The following is a 19,907-nucleotide window of genomic DNA, read 5'->3' as shown; positions in this document are numbered from 1 at the left end:
CACCGGATAAAATGAAGCGGTTATGATCGCAGGTTATGGCCTGCCTGACAAGTTAAGCGAACATTAAAAAACTGATAAAAACGGCGCAGTTGCTGCTGTGCAACTTTACCTTCAATGCGGGTAAAACGAACCGTCTGACTGGGTTGGCATTGCGCCAGCCGACCTAAATCAAAAGGATTAATGGTGCCCAGTTTAGGGTATCCACCCAGGGTTTGGCGGTCGTGCATCATAATAATAGGCTGCCCGTTGGCCGGCACCTGTACCGAACCCACATTAACCCCCTCTGACACCAAGCCTTCACCGTCGTATTCCAGCGCTTTACCGGACAAACGAATACCCATACGGTCACTGTCTTTCGTGACTTCGTAATCTTCGTAGCAGAAAGCTTCTTGGGCAGAACTGGGAAATGCGTCGTACTGAAACCCCGGTATTAAACCAATAACCGGAGTTTTTTCGTAATTAGGCCGGTACTTCCAGCCAACGCGGCGCGATACTTGATAGTCCTGTTCTTTATTAAACGCCACCTCGTCTCCGGCTTTTAACGGCGCGCCGTCACCATGCAAGCCGCCAACCGCATCACGTGTTACCGTGGCGCAACTGCCCCATTTAGGTTTCACCTGAAAGCCGCCCTGCACCGCTAAATAGGCTCTGACACCGGCACTGGCGTAACTCACTTTTAGCCGCTGCCCCGCACGTACCTTAAAATTTTGCCAATTCTGCAGTGTTTCATCATCCAGCGTAAGCTCAACATCAGCGCCAGTCACTGCACACTGACAATCGGAGTCAAACTCAACCTCTAAACCACCCAGGGTTATTTCAATCTGAGCAGCATTAAAGCTATTACTCAGTAAGCGGTTGGCCCATAAAAACGCGTGCTCATCCATTGGGCCGCCGCGGGTCAGGCCTTTAGACAAATAACCAAAACGACCAAAGTCCTGCACCATTGCGCGCATACCCGCTTCAATAATCCGCATCATGATAAGGTCTCCGTATCACCGCCTTCATCAATAAACTCCTGTTTATCAACAGCATAAAATTCTACTTCGTCGCCCACATTCAGCGGGCTAATGGTTCCTGAAGACGGGTCATAAAGCTGAGTTGAGGTACGGCCAATAATATTCCAGCCGCCGGGCGACGCCGACGGATAAACCGCGGTCTGGCTTTCGGCAATGGCTACACTGCCTGCCGTTATTTTCTTGCGGGGGTTCTCTAAACGCGGCGTTCGTATATTTTCCGAAACTTCACCTAAATAGGCAAAACCCGGTGCAAAGCCCATGGCATAAACCCGATAGGTTTGTTTCGTATGAGCTTTAATCACATCCTCTACGGAGCAGTTATTGGTTTCAGCAATACGGGATAAATCGGGGCCAACGCTTTTATCGTAATACACCGGTATGCGGTGCCGCTTGCCTGTTTGGTTGCGGTCATCACTGGTCAGATCCTGCAAAGCGTTTTTTAAACGCTCGCGCATTTCCGGCTCATCAATATTCAGCACGTCATAGTAAACCATCAACGAGTTATAAGACGGAACGAGATCCAGCACCACATCGGATAGTTTCTGCTCTACCGCCCGAACCGCCGCCAGAACACGTTGATTAACCGAGACACTAATGCCCTCGCCTAAATAGACAATCAGTGCATCAGCCCCCGCTGAAACCAGTTTGGGAAAATCAGATTCTTTATTCATACCTTAATCATAAATTATTGGTAAGCTTGCCGGACAATATCCCGCAGTTTCTCAACGGTTTCTATTGCCCTGGGGTTATCGCCGTGAACACAAAGAGAGTCAATTTCAATCTGTAACGATTTACCCGATACACTCTCAATAGCGCGGCCTGTCGCAAAGGCTTCGGCCTGCGCGTACAGAGTTTCTGCGTCACCGTATACCGCATCAGAGTTACTGCGCGAGCGCAGTTGCCCGTTATCATCGTAAGCTCGGTCGGCAAACCCTTCAAACCAAAGTTCAACATCAAACTGCTGGCCGCGATGACGCCAGGCATCGTTTTCCGGGGTTGCCATGACCATTAACGGTAACGGTTCATGACGGTCATTCTGCAATGCTGCAATAGCCTGACAAACCGCATCAAACTGCTGGCCGTCGCTGAGCATGTCATTATATAGTGCACCATGGGGTTTCACGTAACTCACTTCTGTTTTTTGACCGGCACAAATTCCCTGTAACGCCCCCACCTGGTATTGAATTAAGGCTGTTACCTCATCGGGTTTTAACTTCATGTGGCGTCGGCCAAAACCAACCAGATCGGGGTACGCCGGGTGTGCGCCTATGGTCACATTGTGCTGCTTCGCCAGTTTAACCGTTTTCAGCATAGTGAGAGGATCAGACGCATGAAAACCACAAGCGACGTTAGCACAGTCAATATGGGGCATGATTAACTCATCGGCGCCCATTTCCCAAGCACCAAAACTTTCACCAATATCACTGTTTAGAGTAATTTGAGGATTCATTTCTTACCTTTTTCAGACTTTCTGGCTTCAATGTCACCCATTAACTTAGCCAAACTGACACCAAATAGATACAAACCGATACCCACGGCCGCGAGCTGTAATGGCGGTAAACTCAGCACCACCAACTGGTGTTTGGCAAAGACCGCTATGGCACCTGTAAGCCCCATGGTCGTTATTGCACTGGCAACCAGAGTTACAGGAGCCATCCAGGACAGCAGCCAACGCAGTTTTAGCAACGCGCACAATCCACCAAGCACCAGCCCCCAGGCAATAGGAACGCCCAGTTTGTACCAACCCAGATCAAAATTCGCAATCAGGGTAATCAGCTCTTCCTGCTCCGCCGTGTAAAAAAATAAACCCACGGCACCGGTTAAAATAACAATTCGTTTTGCGATATTCATTAATTAGATTCCTGATTTATGCCTAACTCTCTGCTTAAACTATCCGCCTACATGAACAGACTGATAATAAAAAAGATGATCGCAATAACCGGAACCCACAAGAGCGGAGACTGATACCATTTCAACGTCGGTTTGTCGGTGCGATTCAGCGATTTTAAGGTGGGCTGCTTATAAAGCCAGATAATACCTATCAGCATTAAAACAGCACCCGATAGGCGGATATTAGTGTCGTTATCACTCACAACACCCAAAACCGCCATCAATAAGCCAGCAATAAGAATCAGTAATGCCAAAACACGTTGCCACATACTTCCCCCAAGTTATTGTTCTTATATTTATTGTCTTTATACTAAGAAATTCTACTGTATCAGGTTCTGGAGCCATATGTTAAAGCAAATTATTCTTGGTGTGGGTGCCATTATTATTACCATCATTCTCATTTTGGGTAGCGCGATTATTTATCAGAAGGTCACTATGCAACCCGACTTGCCCAGTGAAGAGCAGTGCGAAATAAAACAGTTGGTTAGCAATGATGGCGGCTCTTTAGAAGCCCACTCTTACTGGTGTGAGCGCGGCAGCGATAAGCAATGGCAAGGCCACGAAGTCTGGCTGCATGAGCCGCGTATTGATAAATGGCAGCGCATACTCACGACCGAGCACGATGGTTGCCTTAAACTGACCCTGAAAGACCAGCAGCTTGATATCAACCACGACGGTAGCCGTGGCAATATGCATTTGGTTGAGCCGGTGTTCTTATTTAACGACGCTGACGGCGTCAGCCAGTCACTGTCGGTGCAGGTATCTACCCGCGGTAATGCGGTCTGTGGCAGCCCCGAATAAATTGCCGGGCTGAGTTAAAAATCTGAATTAAGCCAGCTTTAACACCCATTTTAACGGCAGACGCTTCATTAAAAATGCCATTAACGCCCAGGGCCAGCGCGGCACATAGGCTTTTACCGGCTCTTTATTGATAGCTTCTGCCAATAACCGGCAGCCCGTTTCTGTGTCCACCATGAACGGTGTGTTTTTCACCTTTTCATTAATTTCCGAGCGAATATAGCCCGGATAAATGGTCGATACTTTAATGGGGCTGTTGCTGCCATAGGTTTTCATTAAGTCCGCCCGAATGCCTTCGGTTAACGACGCCAAACCCGCTTTTGTGGCCGCATAGACCGTCATAGCCCGTGGCATACCGCGAAAGGCACTCATGGACGAAATAGTGACTAAATGCCCCTGCTTTTGTTCGCGCAAAATGTCCATAGCCGCTTCGCATTGCGCCAGTGCCGCCACAAAGTTCGTTTCGGCCGTGGCTTTATTCGCTTCAAAATAGCCCGTCCCCAGAGCGGCGCCCTTGCCCATACCAGCGTTAATAATAAAGCGGTCGATTTGTTTTTTTTGTGCGTGAAACTCTTGCTTAAATTCCTGAAAGATGCGGAATACGTCTTCGTGCTGGTTTACATCCAGGGTTTTAATGCTCACGGTTATACCGGAATGCTGACCTTCCAGCTCGGCTTTTAGCTCTTCCAACCGGTCTAACCGGCGGGCGCACAGGCACAAGTTTTTACCCTGCGCTGCAAATTCCCGCGCCATACCCTGACCCAGGCCAGAGCTGGCACCGGTAATTAAAATGGTTTTTCGTTGTTGAGACATTTTTTAATTCTCTTTTTATTGTTATTTTTTAGGCTTTCGCAATACGGCGGCGGCAGCGCCACAGCAAATAATTCACCAAAAACCAGAAGTTCTTAAAGGCTTTGTTGCTGGTTTGCTTGTGGTGGTAGCGGTAATAAATTTGCTGCGCAATAACCGCTAAACGGAACAAGCCAAACACCTCGTAAAAAGCGAAATCTTCAGCATTAGTGCCGGTACGCTCACAGTAATAATCGATGACTTCCTTGCGGGTTAACATGCCCGGATAATCACTCGGCTGACGTTTTGTTGCTCGCGCCACTTTGTCGTCGCTGGCTTCTATCCAGTACGCCAGCGAGTTGCCAATATCCATTAAGGGGTTACCTAAGGTTGCGAGCTCCCAGTCCAGAATACCGATTATTTCGGTGGGGTCTTCCGGGTTGAGTATCAAGTTGTCTAAACGAAAGTCGTTATGCACCAGGCAAATGTTCTCTTCCGACGGTTTGTTTTCCTGCAGCCATTGCATGACGGAGCCTGCCCCGAACACATTCCAGGTTTTAGCTCTTTCATAGCGGCCACACCAGCCGTTCACCTGACGCTCGGTATAACCCCTGCCTTTAGCGATTTTACGCAAGCCGGTGCTGTTTAAATCGACCTGATGCAGCTCAATGATTTTATCCAGCGCATTGGTACATAGCTGCCGCGCCTGATCAGAGCTGAGATCCAAACCTTTCGGAAAACGCCTGCGCGGAATAATGCCGGTAATGTGCTCCATCACATAAAACTCCGCGCCTATTACTGACTCATCTTTGCAATGCGCCAGCATTCTGGGCACATGCGGAAAAGCCGGACGCAGGCGCTTCTGCAGCCGATATTCACGCCCCATATCGTGAGCAGACTTCGCTTTGGTACCATCCGGCGGACGACGCAATACCAGTGCCAGACCGTTGTAATCTAAACGATAGGTCCAGTTAGACACACCGCCATTGTATTGGGTAATTCGCAGTTCGCCGCGCTCTTCGGGCAGTTCACTGCCTATGTTTTCGACTAACCAGTTATCCAGCGCCTCTATTGGCAGCGCTTCGTCTTCCCTTACCTCAACGGCCTGATCAGTAACCGCAGATGAATCAGTCATTAGCGCGTCCTTTCCATTGTTTTTCCCATTGTTTTAACTCTGTTTTTGCAATAGTCGCACGATGCACGGCGTCAGGTCCATCAGCAATACGCAATGAACGAGCTACGGTTAATAAGCCCGGTAACGGCGTGTCGTGACACATGGATGCACCACCAAACAACTGCATGGTTTCGTCGACCACGTTTTGCAGTACATTCGGAGCCACCAGCTTAATCGCCGATATTTCCTTAATGGCTTTCATGGCACCGACGTTGTCAATTTGCCAGGCCGCATGCAGGGTCAGCAAACGCGCCTGATCAATAGCCACACGCATATCAGCCAAGCGCTCGCTGTTACCGCCCAGTTTCAATAAAGGCTGACCAAAGGCAATGCGCGAAGTGCCGCGTTCAACGAACAGCTCCAGCGCGCGCTCGGCCGCGCCAATAGCGCGCATACAATGATGAATGCGGCCCGGGCCTAAACGCCCCTGAGCAATTTTAAAACCGGCACCCGGACCGACAATGATGTTTTCTTTAGGTACCCGAACGTTGTCGAACACCACCTCGCCGTGGCCGTATGGCGCATCGTACTCGCCCAGAGCGTGCAACATACGTTCAATGTTTACGCCCGGCGTGTTCAAAGGTACCAACACCATAGAGTGGCGATAATGCTTTTCCGCGTCTTCGTCGGTTAAACCCATGACAATGGCAATTTTAGCATCGGGGTGACCTAAACCCGTACTCCACCATTTACGCCCGTTAATCACCCAATCGGAGCCGTCCGCCTTAATAGTGGTTTGCATATTGGTGGCATCGGAGGACGCAACGTCCGGCTCTGTCATACAAAACACCGAGCGAATGTCGCCATTCAGCAAGGGCGTTAACCACTGCTCTTGTTGCGGGTCATCACCAAAGTGATACAACACTTCCATATTGCCCGTATCGGGAGCATTACAGTTGAAAATTTCCGGCGCCAGCAGGCTGCGGCCCATGCGCTCGGCAAGCGGTGCGTATTCCAGCGTGCTTAAACCTGCACCGATTTTTTCGTCCGGCAAAAACAAGTTCCAGAGCCCCTGCTCTTTTGCCAGCTGTTTAAGCTCAAATAGCCGCGGAGGCACCTGCCACTCCCGCCAATTTGGCGTGCTGTTCAGCCGATAATTCTCTTTCTGATATTGCTCTTCGTATGGCTCAACGTACTCCGCCATGAAGGCATTCAGCCGCGCCAGATAATCCTTTGTTTTCGCACTGTAGGAAAAGTCCATAGCACCCACTCCCAACGAATAATAAACAGCATTGTAGACATGAAAGGGTTGGTGGTACAACCAGAGTTGAGAGCATAGTTTTAGTTAGGATATTGAGGGGGGGTTAGTGGAACCGTTTAGACTCCACAAAGGCATTATTTGTCTTTTTTAGTCATTTTTTGGGTTATAACGTCGCCCTTCCAAATCATAAGGAAGCTGACAAAAACAGAGGCAACGGCTAAGGCAATCAGTAAATAAATCATTGTTAATTCCTTTTGTTGGGTTTAACCCCGTTATCACGGACGGTTTAAACTTTTTCGCACTCAAAACCATTCAGATAGTTTGCGACCTTACGACTAATTTCGTCTTTAAGCCATTTAGGCCCGTAATCAGTCATGTCGTTATGGCGGGACTCCGGTATTTCCTTAACACAAATACCGTACTGCGCGCTTTCTTGTTGCGAAGGCAACACGCCCTCGTCTGCCGGGTAATCGCTCCCGCGAATTGAGAGCACACCGATATCTTCGCTGCGGGGAAGAGGAACGCGCCGGTGATCAATCGTAATGACAGTGCCTACGTAATCCTTGCCCTCGTTCGCAAGCCAGGAAGAAATATCGCCACCATTTGAGTGAGCGATAAGAAGCAAGTCATTAAAATTGTAGCTCGGGTAATCAGGTTCCAGGTTATGCTTAATAAAGTCCAGTGTTTCAGCGCCCCTGCTCCAGTTCTCACTTCGAGTTTCATACAAGTCACCCGACACTGACAACGGCGGATCGGTTTCAAGCTCATGTCCAATAGCGACAACCATATAGCCCAACTCATTCAGCTGTTTCGATAGGAAAGTGTACTTTGAGTGCGGTACACCATAACCCGAGCTAAGAAAGGCTACAGGACATTTTTGTATTTCGCTACATTGCTCTTTAGCAGTGGGATGCGAGATATCTATTGGAATCTGTCTATCTCTAGATTCATCATAAACCGTATTGCCTGCGAAGCAGAATACACTGAAAAATATACTGGTAACTAATGCGAGAAATTTCAAATTATAGTCCTTTACGATTTGGTTTTGGGATGCGCCCCAAATTATTGACTTGAAATATATCAAATCTTCAGCATCTAATAAAATAATACAGTTATTCTGGTTGCATGCTTTCATGAAGAACCATTGAATTATCGAAGTACAGCTCACTACTTTGAACTTTTGGATTACGTTTTAAGCTACTTAAAATAGGCTCTTTCCTGGCCTTATCATTATATTTTGAAAGCTTTATCAGAATATCATTGGGTGTATTCGGGTTGCTGGCTAAGTTAATATCAGTTCCAATTTGGTCTGGAGTTCCATATAACGATTCAAGAACATCAGTAGGTGTAGATGGATTTCTCGCAATCCTGTTATCTATTTCATAGCCAAAACCCGATTGAAAACCAACAAGTTTCCTCAACCTTTCAGGCTTCGTTGCAGGGTTAGCCGAGTCCAAAAGTGCATGCTTCCTCTCAACCGAACCTGTGATTGAATAGGCTGCCAGACACAGCAGAATAACGGTTATAAAGGCGAAACTAATTACTTTTAACCGATCTGCATTGATAGATGCTCGAATAAGTTTATAAATTGATAGCGTTAATAGTACCCAGAGTATTGCGCTGGTGATGAATGCAAAAACGACAACAACGCCAGCCTGGGCATCAATAAGAATATCCGTCAAATTGGCTTCAAAAGTGTATTTGGTAAACGCGATTGCAAAGCTAATAACCGTAGCAACCAAAACTGTATGCAGCTTATTAAGCTTTATAGAAAGTTCCATTTTCGTTTCCTGCTAAAATTCGCTATTTAAAAAACTCAGTGTGTAATACCTCGCCCTCAGCATTCGTTACCTTTATTTGAGTGCTGGATGGCGAGATAAAAATACCTGACGCATCACTGGTCGTTGGAATGATAATGCGATCAGCAGGAATTTCTTCTTCATTCCCTACTCGGTAAACTTCAACGGTACAGGGAAACTTCTGTTGGCACCAACTCTTATCAACTGGCGCAAGCTCCCTACCTAGACTAGCCCAGTCTGGGCGACTCAATCTATATTCTGTTCTAGGCCAGACTACATTAACGTCATATTTTTCGGAATTTAATGACCAAAACTTACCCTCACTATTCGTCAATAAAACCGGTTCATCAAACGCATGATTCTCCACAAGCCAGGTATAAGTCTCCGGTTCAAATTTTTTCTCACTTTTTTCAGCAATCGCCGTCTGGTTAATCGTGAATGGGTCTAGCTCTAACGACTCTTTTAAATAGTAGGCGAGCCAGCCATCTTCATTTATGTGGCTATAGCCGACATGAATGATGACTTAGCATCGCGATTATTGTCGAATATTTTCTCACGAAGGTTTTTGGCTGCACTTTTCTCTCTAGCTTCCGTTCCACCGGATGTTTAAGAACCGTAGTCGTATGAAACTAACTGAAAACCTAACTGCCGAGCATGCAGTATTAAATTCGCGAACACGGGTTCGACTGTATAATAACCAGCGCTCTCAGAAACGTATTCGTCAGCCAACTCCTTTTCAGCATTTTCGGATAAAGTTTCCAACGCCAAGTAACGATAACCTTGTTCCCACAAATCCTTTAACAGTCGATATGTCAGTACACGGTGCTGGGCAACATGGTGCGCTTCATTAATCATTACAATTTGATGTTCAACTGATTTTTCCACAATCGCATCAACTGCATTTTGCATACTTAACCCCTTTACTTTGTCATGCAGGTTTTTAGGTGTTAAGTTGCGCTTATCAAATGCCGCCAACGCCTGATTATGTTGACCCAGAAATGAATAGGTAGTACCGCGCTCTTGAAGTAGCATGTCATACACCGCTTCATTGTCAGCAAACTCAGTAGAAAGCTCCTCAAGCGCATTAATCTGCTGACTTAATGTTTTGCCGTTCGTGGCTTCGTAAACTCTCTCAAATGCTTTTTTCATTTTCTTTAGATGCTCTTCGTGAGACTGTTCGTCCGAAAAACATACGAAACTCATAAGCAAAGCGACGATAAAAAGCAAAGTTCTCATGATTTATCCTCCATGATTAAGATCTGAGTATTGAATCAAGCAAATAAAATCTAGCAGATTCCAGCTTATTCAATAGCTTACCAATCAGAAATAATGCCTAATCAATTTTATTTTGTTGTTTTCAAACTCGAATAAAGTAACTAATTTTTCATTGTTATTTTCAGGATCAGAGTTCCCATCTTTATCCGTGCAAGGGTGTAAATATTCGACGGTGACAGCGTTAAGCCCTTCAATAACATTCATTACCTGAATATCACATTCGCCATAATTTCCCAAATAGTAAAGCAGGCCTTTTTTGTACTCCGCTTTTGACTGAACGGCATCAAACCTGGGGTGCTCGAATTTTGCGTCGTCAGTGAGTAAGGATAATAAGTCACCAACATCACTTTCCGTTGAATTTTTATGCTCTACGGCTTTTTGAGCTTCGAAATACTGGTTAACCTTGTTAATCAGGTCACCGGCAAAAGCAACGTTAGAAAGTAATAACGAAGCAAATATTACATAGCGATATTTCACTTTCTCCTCCTTGAGGCATAGTTAATTAAATAGCGACAGTGATTAACTCTATTAAGCAAGCGTCTCAAATGCACACGAATCTCGGCGACCTCAAGACAAACACCCACTCTCATATATTCTTAGCAATCAACCCCGCCTTCAACAGTCCGCCCTTAGTAAACAGCTTCGCAGAAAACTTCGGGGTTCGACGCGACTTAAATGCTTCCAATATTTTTTTAAGCCCGGCGGCCTCTAGTAGTGAAATATTGACTTCAGTATCCATTTCAGCCGACTCAACAAAGTCATTAGAGAAGCTAGGGGCGACAATAAGTACTTGAGCAACTCGTTTACCGGCGGCTTCACAACGAGTAGCGTACGCTTTAACCTGCCTGGAGGTGGTGGAGTATTTCGCAAAATCTCCGTTCTTCGAGGTTTTTGCTTCACCGATAATGATCTCGTCTTCACTAAGAGACAATATAATGTCAGCTTTATCTTTGGCTGTATTAATATCTCGACGTAAATCCTCGTCAACGATCAAGCCAAGCTCTTCAAATATGGCTTTAGTGACCTCTTCGAACTTAACGCCAATATCGGCTTCGGCTATTTCAATATTCTTTTGTTTCAATGTGACCCAATCGCGTTTTGCCAGCGCTTCATAGTTCTCGACTAACTTGTCTGTGGCATCAGCAAAGCTCTCTAAAATGACCTGTCGGGGATCACCACGACGCGTTATATCCATGTCGGATTTTAAACTCTTCACCTGTTCATTGGATAACATGAATAAAATGTCGTACGGCGTAATGGCAAGAGAGCGTAACTTTTCAACGTCAATTTCCTGATGAGGCTCAAGCTCGAACTCACTTTTTAGCATTTCAGGAAGCTTAGGCATGTGCTGGCTGAGCGTGGCAAACAAGGACTTATAACCAGCGGCAGAAAGAATATTAAACTCCCGTTCTGTCGACGAGTTAAGCGCACCAATAATCAGGTTGTACCGCTCATCTAAAGTAGTTCCTAGTTTATCGAGTGATAACTGCAGGTCTTCAATAAGTAACTTAAGCCGGTCTTTTTTCTCTGTGACACCTACTTGTTCATTGTGCATATCGTCACTCAGTATCTGGCTTACCGATAAACCCATTTTAAAAACCGTATCTATTTTCTCATCACGGCTTACACCCCGAATGCGCTTGTCATGATTCTTTAGAATGTTGGATAACTCAGCATCAGAAAATGTTCTTAAAATTCTTAGAAGGTGCTTGTCTGCCAGCTCTTTATGCTGGATACGGTGAAGCATTGCAACAATCTCGTCAGGAATGTAAACCGTCTGATCTTTCTTTGACACAAAGACTATGCCTATTTCACGCAATTGATTAAGGCAGTCCTGAACTCCCGTTTTAGGTATTGGATCAATTAAGTGCTCGATAGCCACCCTATTGTCAGCAGTTACATCCAATTGCTGGGCAAGAACATTCAGTATTCCCCGCTCTTCATCCGTAATTTTTGCTTCCCGGTTGGAGCGTTCGTCGTTATGAAGAGCCTCGTGCAAACAGGCATAATAGATCCCTAATCGCTTCGGCTCGTCATAAACCTCGGTTTCAGGCGCATCTGCAAAAAGTGATTTCAGACTTTTTGCCTGCTCATCAATTTGCTTCCACTCTTTCTCACAAAGATGCTCTATCCATGTGATTCGCGCCACACAGTTGCCGTCGCGACTGAGTATATTGACCAGCAGGACTGTTTGAGCGCCGCTAAGCGCCAGTTGTGATTTAACTTCTTTTTGAAACAGGTGCTGAGCAAGCTTGAATAACTGAGTTACTTCGCCACTGGAGGCATTTTTAATTTGCCCATCAATATTTTTAAAACGCTTAGCAACTTCTATGTCGTGTGAGCTAACTTCTGTACAAATACGGTCGAGGAAGTTAATGAATTTCGACTTCTCAAACTGATTGACGGTAGATAAGACGTTGGCAAGTTTCATTGCTACTCCGCTCCTTGGTTCGCTTAATTATTAGTCAGTTAAATTACTCCCTTATAACAATATTGCAACCTAAAGACATGGGAAACTAAAGCCGCTTTTCTACATCTTCTAATACGAAATTAGCCAATTCAATGAAAAGTTTTAATGCATCTTTCCACTCAACTGGACTCTCGGCGTACACCATAGGACTGACATAATTGTTATATCGCTCAATAAATTTAGGGTGATCTTCGAGCAGACTCTTTCGCTGAGTATTTCTTACTTACATATATACAATAAAAAAAGCCCGACATCAAAGATGTCAGGCTTTTCAAATTTGAAACGCTATTTAGTTTTTCAACTCACCCGATGATGACTCAATATGAGCGCGAACAAACCACTGGAACTGCTCTAGTTCGCCGAGTTGCCCGGTAAGCATATCTTCCGAAACAGGGTCTAACTCTGAGAGCTTGTCGATAGCTTTCCGGTGATCAGCATTAACGCCGTTGTATACTTTATCCAACGCGACTAGATGCTCTGTCACTAAGCCTTTGCCAATTGAATACTCGTCCCAACGACGGCGATCAACAATAGATTTAGGCGTACCTAATGGTACTCCGCCCATGGTGGCAATACGCTCCGCAATGGTGTCAGTCATTTCACGAACCGCATCAACCTGCGGATCCAGCATTTCATGCACACCAATGAAGTTAGGCCCAACAACGTTCCAATGAATGTGCTTTAAAGTCAGTTGTAGATCGAGAAGTGCAACCAAACGGTCATCAAGTAAAGCGACAGTATCCTGCGCCGATTTATTATCAACGCCCGGAGCAGTGAATTCAGCTGCTTTCTTTGCATTGTTGCTGTTACTCATTATTCCTCCTGCTGCTTATTTATATACTATCTACTACGGCAGAAATAGAATATTGGATCGCTACACCCTATAAGCCAGCAACAAAAAACCCGGCTCGAAGGCCGGGTTTTGGTAGAGCGTTTGGCGGGTTATTACCAGCCTGTTTTCTCTGCAACAGCTTTGCCAATTTCGGCCAGGCTGCGTACAGTTTTAACGCCTGCTGCTTCAAGTGCAGCAAATTTCTCGTCAGCAGTACCTTTACCGCCGGCAATGATAGCACCAGCGTGGCCCATACGTTTGCCCGGAGGTGCAGTAACACCAGCAATGTAAGAAACAACTGGCTTAGAAACATTGTTCTTAATGTATTCTGCCGCTTCTTCTTCTGCTGTACCGCCAATTTCACCAATCATAACGATAGCTTCGGTTTCTGGATCTTTTTCAAACAGTTCCAGAATATCGATGAAGTTAGAACCCGGGATAGGGTCGCCACCGATACCAACACAGCTAGACTGACCAAAACCTGCGTCAGTAGTCTGCTTAACCGCTTCGTACGTTAATGTACCTGAACGCGAAACAATACCCACTTTACCTTTCTTGTGGATGTGGCCAGGCATGATACCAATCTTACACTCGTCCGGAGTGATAACACCCGGGCAGTTTGGACCAATCATGCGCACGCCTTTGTGCGTCAAGTATTCTTTAACGTAAAGCATGTCCAGTGTAGGAATACCTTCAGTAATACAGACAATCAGTTCGATACCGGCGTCTGCCGCTTCGATGATTGAATCTTTACAGAAAGGGGCCGGTACATAGATAACGGATGCGGTTGCGCCAGTTGCTTCTACTGCTTCTTTAACAGTGTTGAATACAGGCAGACCTAAGTGTTCCTGACCACCTTTACCCGGTGTTACACCGCCGACCATTTGGGTACCATACGCAATAGCTTGCTCAGAGTGGAAAGTACCCTGACCGCCAGTAAAGCCCTGGCAGATAACTTTGGTATTTTTATCGATCAAAATGCTCATTCTTGACCTCCTGCCGCAGCAACCACTTTATCGGCAGCATCAGATAAGCTCTCTGCAGCGATAATGTTCAGGCCACTTTCTTTCAATTTTTGAGTACCCAGTTCAGCGTTGTTACCTTCAAGACGAACAACAACGGGTACTTTAACGCCAACTTCTTCAACAGCTCCGATGATACCTTCAGCAATCATATCGCAACGTACGATACCGCCGAAGATGTTAACCAATACGGCTTTAACAGAACGGTCAGACAGGATGATTTTGAACGCTTCTGCAACGCGTTCTTTTGTCGCGCCGCCACCAACATCAAGGAAGTTAGCTGGCTCGCCGCCGCTCAGCTTAACGATGTCCATTGTACCCATCGCCAAACCAGCACCGTTAACCATGCAACCAATGTTGCCGTCTAGTGCTACGTAGTTCAGTTCCCACTTAGCCGCTTCTGCTTCACGCCCGTCTTCTTGTGACGGATCGTGCATTTCACGGATTTTAGGCTGGCGATACAGTGCGTTACCGTCGATGCCGACTTTCGCATCCAAGCAATGTACGTTGCCTTCGTCAGTGATAACCAATGGGTTAATTTCCAACAATGCTAAGTCGTACTGTTCGAACATTTTTGCCAGGCCTAAGAACACCTTAGTGAACTGCTTAACCTGGTCTGGAGTCAGACCCAGTTTAAAACCTAATTCACGGCCCTGGTAAGCCTGTGCGCCAACCGTTGGGTCAATTTCAGCTTTCAAGATTTTCTCAGGTGTTTCTTCAGCAACGGTTTCAATTTCTACGCCGCCTTCGGTTGATGCCATGAACACGATTTTTCGTGAAGCACGATCAACAACTGCACCTAGGTAAAGCTCGTCGGCAATGTCAGTGCAGCTTTCAACTAAAATTTTAGAAACTGGTTGACCTTTTTCGTCGGTCTGGAAAGTGACTAAGTTTTTACCTATCCACTGTTCTGCAAATGCACGAACGTCGTCTAAACTTTTCACTAATTTCACGCCGCCCGCTTTACCACGGCCACCAGCGTGAACCTGACATTTGACAACCCAAATGTCGCCACCAATACGTTTTGCCGCTTCTACCGCTTCATCAGCAGTGTCGCAGGCATAACTTTCAGATACTGGCAAACCAAACTCTTTAAAGAGTTGCTTGCCCTGATACTCATGCAAATTCATGATGCTCTTCCGATTCGTTGAAACAACTTAAGCAGCCAAGTGCTGCTTACCCGAATACCGCGCCGAATTCTAACGTTCTCGGCGCATAATTTACAGCCGCAAGCCTAATAGCTCACGGCTGGGTTCTCAGCGTCTAGATATCCAGGATAAGACGTTGAGGGTCTTCTAATAACTCTTTTACGGTAACCAGGAAGCCTACCGATTGTTTACCATCAATAATCCGATGGTCGTAAGACAGAGCTAAGTACATCATTGGTAAGACTTCAATCTTACCGTCAACCACCATGGCCCGATCCTGGATTTTGTGCATACCCAGAATAGCGCTTTGTGGTGGGTTCAAAATAGGTGTTGAAAGCAGTGAACCAAATACCCCACCGTTAGTAATGGTGAAGTTACCGCCCTGCATTTCGTCCATGGTCAGCTTACCGTCACGGCCTTTAATGGCTAAGTCACGAATGCCGTTTTCCATGTCAGCAATGCTCAAACGGTCAGTGTCACGTAATACTGGCGTTACCAGACCACGAGGCGTGGATACCGCAATGCTGATATCGAAGAAATTGTGGTACACAATATCGTCGCCATCAATTGACGCGTTAACGTCTGGGAAGCGTTTCAGCGCTTCTGTTACCGCTTTAACGTAGAAACCCATGAAACCAAGACGCGTGCCGTGTGTTTCTTCAAACACATCTTTGTATTTCTTACGCAAGTCCATAATTGGCTTCATGTTAATTTCGTTGAACGTGGTCAACATGGCGGTGTCGTTCTTCGCTTGCAACAGACGCTCAGCAATACGCTTACGCAGACGTGTCATAGGTACGCGTTTCTGATCGCGGTCACCAGCAACAGCAGGCTGCGATGATTCTTTTTTACCGCTGTCAGATGATTTCGCTGAAGACTGACCTTTAACATGCTTCTCAACGTCTTCTTTAGTCACGCGACCGCTTTTGCCTGTGCCTTTTACATCACTTGGCTTAAGACCGTGCTCACCTAACAAACGACGCACTGCTGGACCAGCAACTTCGGTATCGCTGCTGTCGTCTTTGCTTTCTGACGAGGATTCAGACTTGCTGTCAGATTTGCCTGAACTGTCGCCGCCGGAAGCACCTGCTTCTACAATACCAATAACGTCATCGGCACCAACGGTGTCGCCTTCGTCATGCTTAATTTCAGCCAGTAAGCCGTCAGCCGGAGCCACAACTTCCAGAACCACCTTGTCGGTTTCGATATCAACCAGGTTTTGGTCGCGTTTTACTGAATCGCCAGCTTTTACGTGCCAGGTCGAGATAGTGGCATCAGAAACAGATTCAGGCAACTGAGGAACTTTAACCTCCATTTTCTCGCCGGAACCTTTCTTGTCAGATTTTTCTGAGTTTTCTTTTTTATCTTGTTTGTCATCGCCTGAGTCTTTATCTTCTGGTTTATCGTCAGAAGCAGACCCACCGCCACCTTCTTCAATTTTACCGATGACTTCTTCAGCGGTTACTGTGGTACCTTCTTCGGCAGTAATTTCGCCTAAGACACCGTCCGCTTCTGCGACGACTTCAAGCACTACCTTATCGGTTTCGATGTCAACCAGATTCTGGTCGCGAGACACTTTATCGCCAGGTTTTACGTGCCATGTTGCAATGGTTGCATCTGCAACAGACTCGGGTAATTGAGGAACTTTAATATCAATTGCCATGGTTCATCTTCACCTATTTAATGGTTAGCGCTTCGTCAACAAGGTTTTGCTGCTGCTTGTTGTGCTCTGAAATGTATCCGACCGCTGGTGCTGCTGAAGCACTGCGACCACGATAGGACAACTGAGCTCCTTTCGGAATTGCGGCCCAGAAATGGTGCTGGCTGCTATACCATGCGCCTTGGTTCTGAGGCTCTTCCTGACACCAGACAAAATCTTTAACGTGCTCATAATCTTTCATGATTTCTGCCACTTCTTCTGCAGGGAACGGGTAAAGCTGTTCAATACGAATAATGGCAACATCTTGTTGTTCACGTTCGCGGCGTTCCTTCAGTAAGTCGAAATAAACTTTGCCGGAACAAAATACCACGCGTTTTACTTTTTTCGGGTTCAAGTCGTCAATTTCAGCAATCGCGTTCTGGAACCCAACATTCGCTAAGTCGTCCATTTCTGAAACGGCTAATGGATGACGCAATAAGGATTTCGGTGTCATCACAACTAATGGTCTGCGAACAGGCCGTAAGTGTTGACGACGGATCATATGGAAAACCTGAGCCGGTGTTGTTGGCACGCAAACTGACCAGTTATGATCCGCTGAAAGTTGCAAGAAGCGCTCCAGACGCGCCGAACTGTGTTCTGGCCCCTGACCTTCATAACCATGCGGTAACAATAACGTCAAGCCACACAAACGGCCCCATTTTTGTTCCCCAGAGCTCATGAACTGGTCAATAACGACTTGTGCACCATTGACGAAATCACCAAACTGGGCTTCCCACATTACCAGTGCTTTTGGCTCTGCGGTTGCATAACCATATTCAAAAGCTACTACTGCAGCTTCTGATAACACCGAGTCATAAATTTCAATTTTACCGTCCTCGGAACCCAGGTTATTCAGAGGCATATAAGTTGATGCGTCTTCCTGATCGTGCAAGACCGCATGACGATGGAAAAACGTACCACGACCACTGTCCTGACCAGTCAGACGAATATGAGTGCCGTCATTCACTAAGGTCGCATAGGCTAAGGTTTCCGCAAAACCCCAGTCCATCGACTTTTCACCTTTTGCCATTTTCAGGCGTTCTTTATACACTTTCTCAACGCGTGAGTTCAGCTTATGCTCTTCTGGGTACTCAGTGATTTTCTGACCGAGCTCTTTCAGCTTTCCAACTGACACTTTGTAGTCGTATTCAACATCCCAGTCGTTACCAATGTACGGAGACCAGTCAACTGAGTGTTGACGCATCGGCCGGTGCTCATCGACGACCACTTCGCCTTTATCTAAAGCATCGCGGTAATCGGACATCCATTGTTTTGCTCTTTCTTCATCAACAACTGAGTTTTTAATTAAGCGCTTACCGTAGATTTCACGAGTAGCCGGCTGTTTTTTGATTTTACTGTACATTAACGGCTGAGTTGCACTTGGCTCGTCGGCTTCGTTGTGGCCGTGACGGCGGTAACAAACTAAGTCGATTACCACGTCGCGCTTAAACGCATTGCGATAATCCAAGGCCAGCTGAGTGACAAAAACCACAGCTTCCGGGTCATCGGCATTCACGTGGAAAATCGGTGCCTGCACCATTTTGGCAATATCGGTACAGTACTGAGTAGAACGCGCGTCTTCTTGTTTTGCGGTAGTGAAACCAACTTGATTATTTATAACAATTCGAACCGAACCGCCAACATGATAAGCACGTGTCTGCGACATATTAAAGGTTTCTTGGGCTACGCCCTGACCAACAACCGCTGCGTCACCATGAATGGTAATCGGTAATACTTTTTTACCGTCAGGGTCTTGCAGACGATCCATGCGTGCACGAACAGAACCCATAACCACCGGATTGACAATTTCCAGGTGCGATGGGTTAAACGCTAATGCAAGGTGGACATCGCCCCCCGGTGTCGCGTAGTCAGACGAAAAGCCCATGTGATATTTAACATCACCAGAACCTTTTGTGCTGTTATGTTTACCGGCAAATTCGTCGAATAAGTCTTGTGGCTTTTTACCCAGAACGTTAACTAAAACGTTCAGTCGGCCACGGTGCGCCATGCCAATAACCACTTCTTTGGCACCTTGCTCACCCGAGCGTGAAATGAGTTCTTTTAACAACGGAACGAGGCTGTCACCACCCTCTAATGAGAAACGCTTAGCTCCCGGGAATTTAGAACCCAGGTATTTTTCCATTCCGTCGGCTGCAATCAGTTCTTTCAGAATTTTGGTTTGTTGTTCTTTTTCAAACTTAGGCTTGCCAAGGACACCTTCCAACCGTTGCTGGATCCAGCGTTTTTCTTCGGTTGAAACAATGTGCATATATTCAGCGCCAATCGAGCCACAATAAATGTTTTCCAGTGCTTCGTGAATATCACTCAGCTTCATTGTGTCTTTGCCGACAGCTAAAGAGCCCACATTAAACTCTCGCTCTAAGTCGTCTTTACTTAGATTGTGAAAGCTTAATGATAAATCTGTAACAGTTTCTTGTTTCCATAAACCAAGGGGATCAAGGTTAGCATGCTGATGACCGCGGAATCGGTAAGCATTGATAAGCTGTAATACTTTAACTTGCTTCTGATCAGCGGCAGTCGTGCTGCTTGCTTGGGATTGCTTGAATTTATTTTTTGCGGCTTCGCGGAACTGCTCCCTCACTTTGCTGACTTTGGTATCAACTGTGTGGTTTTCTTTCGGCAACGCATCGAACATTTGACGCCATTCATCACTGACTGCCGTCGGATCATCCAGATACGCCTCAAACATTTGTTCAATGTAGGCAACGTTACCACCGGCTAGATGCGATGTTTCTAACCATTCACGCATTACACCATCTTGCATTGCGTTTCC

At 46.2% G+C, this 19,907-nt stretch carries 19 protein-coding genes; 1 reads left to right on the top strand and 18 read right to left on the bottom strand.

Annotated features, from left to right (window positions below; genetic code table 11):
* Positions 1 to 20: 20 nt before the first annotated feature.
* Genes L8G48_RS01895 through L8G48_RS01875 form a run of 5 tightly spaced genes read right to left on the bottom strand, consistent with a single transcriptional unit; the run spans position 21 to position 3,175 of the window.
* Positions 21 to 977: a 5-oxoprolinase subunit C family protein gene (locus tag L8G48_RS01895; RefSeq protein WP_248262921.1), complete on the bottom strand. Its 957-nt coding sequence runs from the start codon at positions 975 to 977 to the stop codon at positions 21 to 23.
* On the bottom strand, positions 974 to 1,687 hold the full coding sequence (pxpB, locus tag L8G48_RS01890; protein ID WP_248262920.1) for a 5-oxoprolinase subunit PxpB: 714 nt from the start codon (positions 1,685 to 1,687) through the stop codon (positions 974 to 976). Before pxpB ends, L8G48_RS01895 begins: the two co-directional genes overlap by 4 nt.
* Positions 1,688 to 1,701: 14 nt before the next feature.
* Entirely contained in the window at positions 1,702 to 2,466 is a 765-nt protein-coding gene (locus L8G48_RS01885; protein ID WP_248262919.1) for a 5-oxoprolinase subunit PxpA, read from the bottom strand.
* Positions 2,463 to 2,867 carry a hypothetical protein gene (locus L8G48_RS01880; protein ID WP_248262918.1) on the bottom strand — a complete coding sequence of 135 codons (405 nt, stop codon included), beginning with the start codon at positions 2,865 to 2,867 and terminating at the stop codon, positions 2,463 to 2,465. The genes L8G48_RS01885 and L8G48_RS01880 overlap by 4 nt, the downstream gene beginning before the upstream one ends.
* 47 nt (positions 2,868 to 2,914) lie before the next feature.
* Positions 2,915 to 3,175, bottom strand: coding sequence for a hypothetical protein (locus L8G48_RS01875; protein WP_248262917.1), 261 nt, complete (start codon positions 3,173 to 3,175; stop codon positions 2,915 to 2,917).
* A 76-nt stretch (positions 3,176 to 3,251) separates the two neighbouring features.
* Between L8G48_RS01875 and L8G48_RS01870 the strand changes: the two genes are divergently transcribed.
* Positions 3,252 to 3,707, top strand: a complete 456-nt coding sequence (locus tag L8G48_RS01870; protein ID WP_248262916.1) for a hypothetical protein — start codon at positions 3,252 to 3,254, stop codon at positions 3,705 to 3,707.
* A 27-nt stretch (positions 3,708 to 3,734) separates the two neighbouring features.
* Here L8G48_RS01870 and L8G48_RS01865 read toward each other — a convergent pair whose 3' ends face one another.
* The 13 genes from L8G48_RS01865 to L8G48_RS01805 all read right to left on the bottom strand — a co-directional run bounded on the left by L8G48_RS01865 (position 3,735) and on the right by L8G48_RS01805 (position 19,898).
* Positions 3,735 to 4,517 (bottom strand): SDR family oxidoreductase, encoded by a 783-nt coding sequence (locus tag L8G48_RS01865; protein ID WP_248262915.1) that lies wholly within the window; start codon positions 4,515 to 4,517, stop codon positions 3,735 to 3,737.
* A gap of 28 nt (positions 4,518 to 4,545) precedes the next feature.
* Positions 4,546 to 5,628: a phosphotransferase family protein gene (locus L8G48_RS01860; RefSeq protein WP_248262914.1), complete on the bottom strand. Its 1,083-nt coding sequence runs from the start codon at positions 5,626 to 5,628 to the stop codon at positions 4,546 to 4,548.
* Complete coding sequence (locus L8G48_RS01855) at positions 5,621 to 6,868, bottom strand: acyl-CoA dehydrogenase family protein (RefSeq protein ID WP_248262913.1); 1,248 nt, start codon at positions 6,866 to 6,868, stop codon at positions 5,621 to 5,623. Before L8G48_RS01855 ends, L8G48_RS01860 begins: the two co-directional genes overlap by 8 nt.
* Positions 6,869 to 7,154: 286 nt before the next feature.
* Positions 7,155 to 7,889 carry an alpha/beta hydrolase gene (locus L8G48_RS01850; RefSeq protein ID WP_248262912.1) on the bottom strand — a complete coding sequence of 245 codons (735 nt, stop codon included), beginning with the start codon at positions 7,887 to 7,889 and terminating at the stop codon, positions 7,155 to 7,157.
* A gap of 91 nt (positions 7,890 to 7,980) precedes the next feature.
* Positions 7,981 to 8,649, bottom strand: a complete 669-nt coding sequence (locus L8G48_RS01845; protein ID WP_248262911.1) for a hypothetical protein — start codon at positions 8,647 to 8,649, stop codon at positions 7,981 to 7,983.
* Positions 8,650 to 9,273: 624 nt separating this feature from the next.
* Entirely contained in the window at positions 9,274 to 9,903 is a 630-nt protein-coding gene (locus tag L8G48_RS01840; RefSeq protein ID WP_248262910.1) for a hypothetical protein, read from the bottom strand.
* Between the two features lie 84 nt (positions 9,904 to 9,987).
* Positions 9,988 to 10,419 carry a nuclear transport factor 2 family protein gene (locus L8G48_RS01835; protein ID WP_248262909.1) on the bottom strand — a complete coding sequence of 144 codons (432 nt, stop codon included), beginning with the start codon at positions 10,417 to 10,419 and terminating at the stop codon, positions 9,988 to 9,990.
* Positions 10,420 to 10,528: 109 nt separating this feature from the next.
* Positions 10,529 to 12,373, bottom strand: coding sequence for a hypothetical protein (locus L8G48_RS01830; RefSeq protein WP_248262908.1), 1,845 nt, complete (start codon positions 12,371 to 12,373; stop codon positions 10,529 to 10,531).
* A gap of 328 nt (positions 12,374 to 12,701) precedes the next feature.
* Positions 12,702 to 13,226 carry a DNA starvation/stationary phase protection protein Dps gene (dps, locus tag L8G48_RS01825; protein WP_248262907.1) on the bottom strand — a complete coding sequence of 175 codons (525 nt, stop codon included), beginning with the start codon at positions 13,224 to 13,226 and terminating at the stop codon, positions 12,702 to 12,704.
* A 131-nt stretch (positions 13,227 to 13,357) separates the two neighbouring features.
* Positions 13,358 to 14,230, bottom strand: a complete 873-nt coding sequence (gene sucD / locus L8G48_RS01820; RefSeq protein ID WP_054487381.1) for a succinate--CoA ligase subunit alpha — start codon at positions 14,228 to 14,230, stop codon at positions 13,358 to 13,360.
* Complete coding sequence (gene sucC / locus L8G48_RS01815; protein ID WP_248262906.1) at positions 14,227 to 15,396, bottom strand: ADP-forming succinate--CoA ligase subunit beta; 1,170 nt, start codon at positions 15,394 to 15,396, stop codon at positions 14,227 to 14,229. Before sucC ends, sucD begins: the two co-directional genes overlap by 4 nt.
* 133 nt (positions 15,397 to 15,529) lie before the next feature.
* Positions 15,530 to 17,077, bottom strand: a complete 1,548-nt coding sequence (odhB, locus tag L8G48_RS01810; RefSeq protein ID WP_248262905.1) for a 2-oxoglutarate dehydrogenase complex dihydrolipoyllysine-residue succinyltransferase — start codon at positions 17,075 to 17,077, stop codon at positions 15,530 to 15,532.
* A gap of 13 nt (positions 17,078 to 17,090) precedes the next feature.
* Positions 17,091 to 19,898 carry a 2-oxoglutarate dehydrogenase E1 component gene (locus L8G48_RS01805; protein ID WP_248262904.1) on the bottom strand — a complete coding sequence of 936 codons (2,808 nt, stop codon included), beginning with the start codon at positions 19,896 to 19,898 and terminating at the stop codon, positions 17,091 to 17,093.
* Positions 19,899 to 19,907: the final 9 nt, after the last annotated feature.

The sequence above is a fragment of the Idiomarina aminovorans genome, assembly GCF_023155095.1.
Classification (GTDB): Bacteria; Pseudomonadota; Gammaproteobacteria; order Enterobacterales; family Alteromonadaceae; genus Idiomarina; species Idiomarina aminovorans.
The sequence above is the reverse complement of the archived record's forward strand: the minus strand, read 5'-3'. Positions and strand labels throughout refer to the sequence as shown.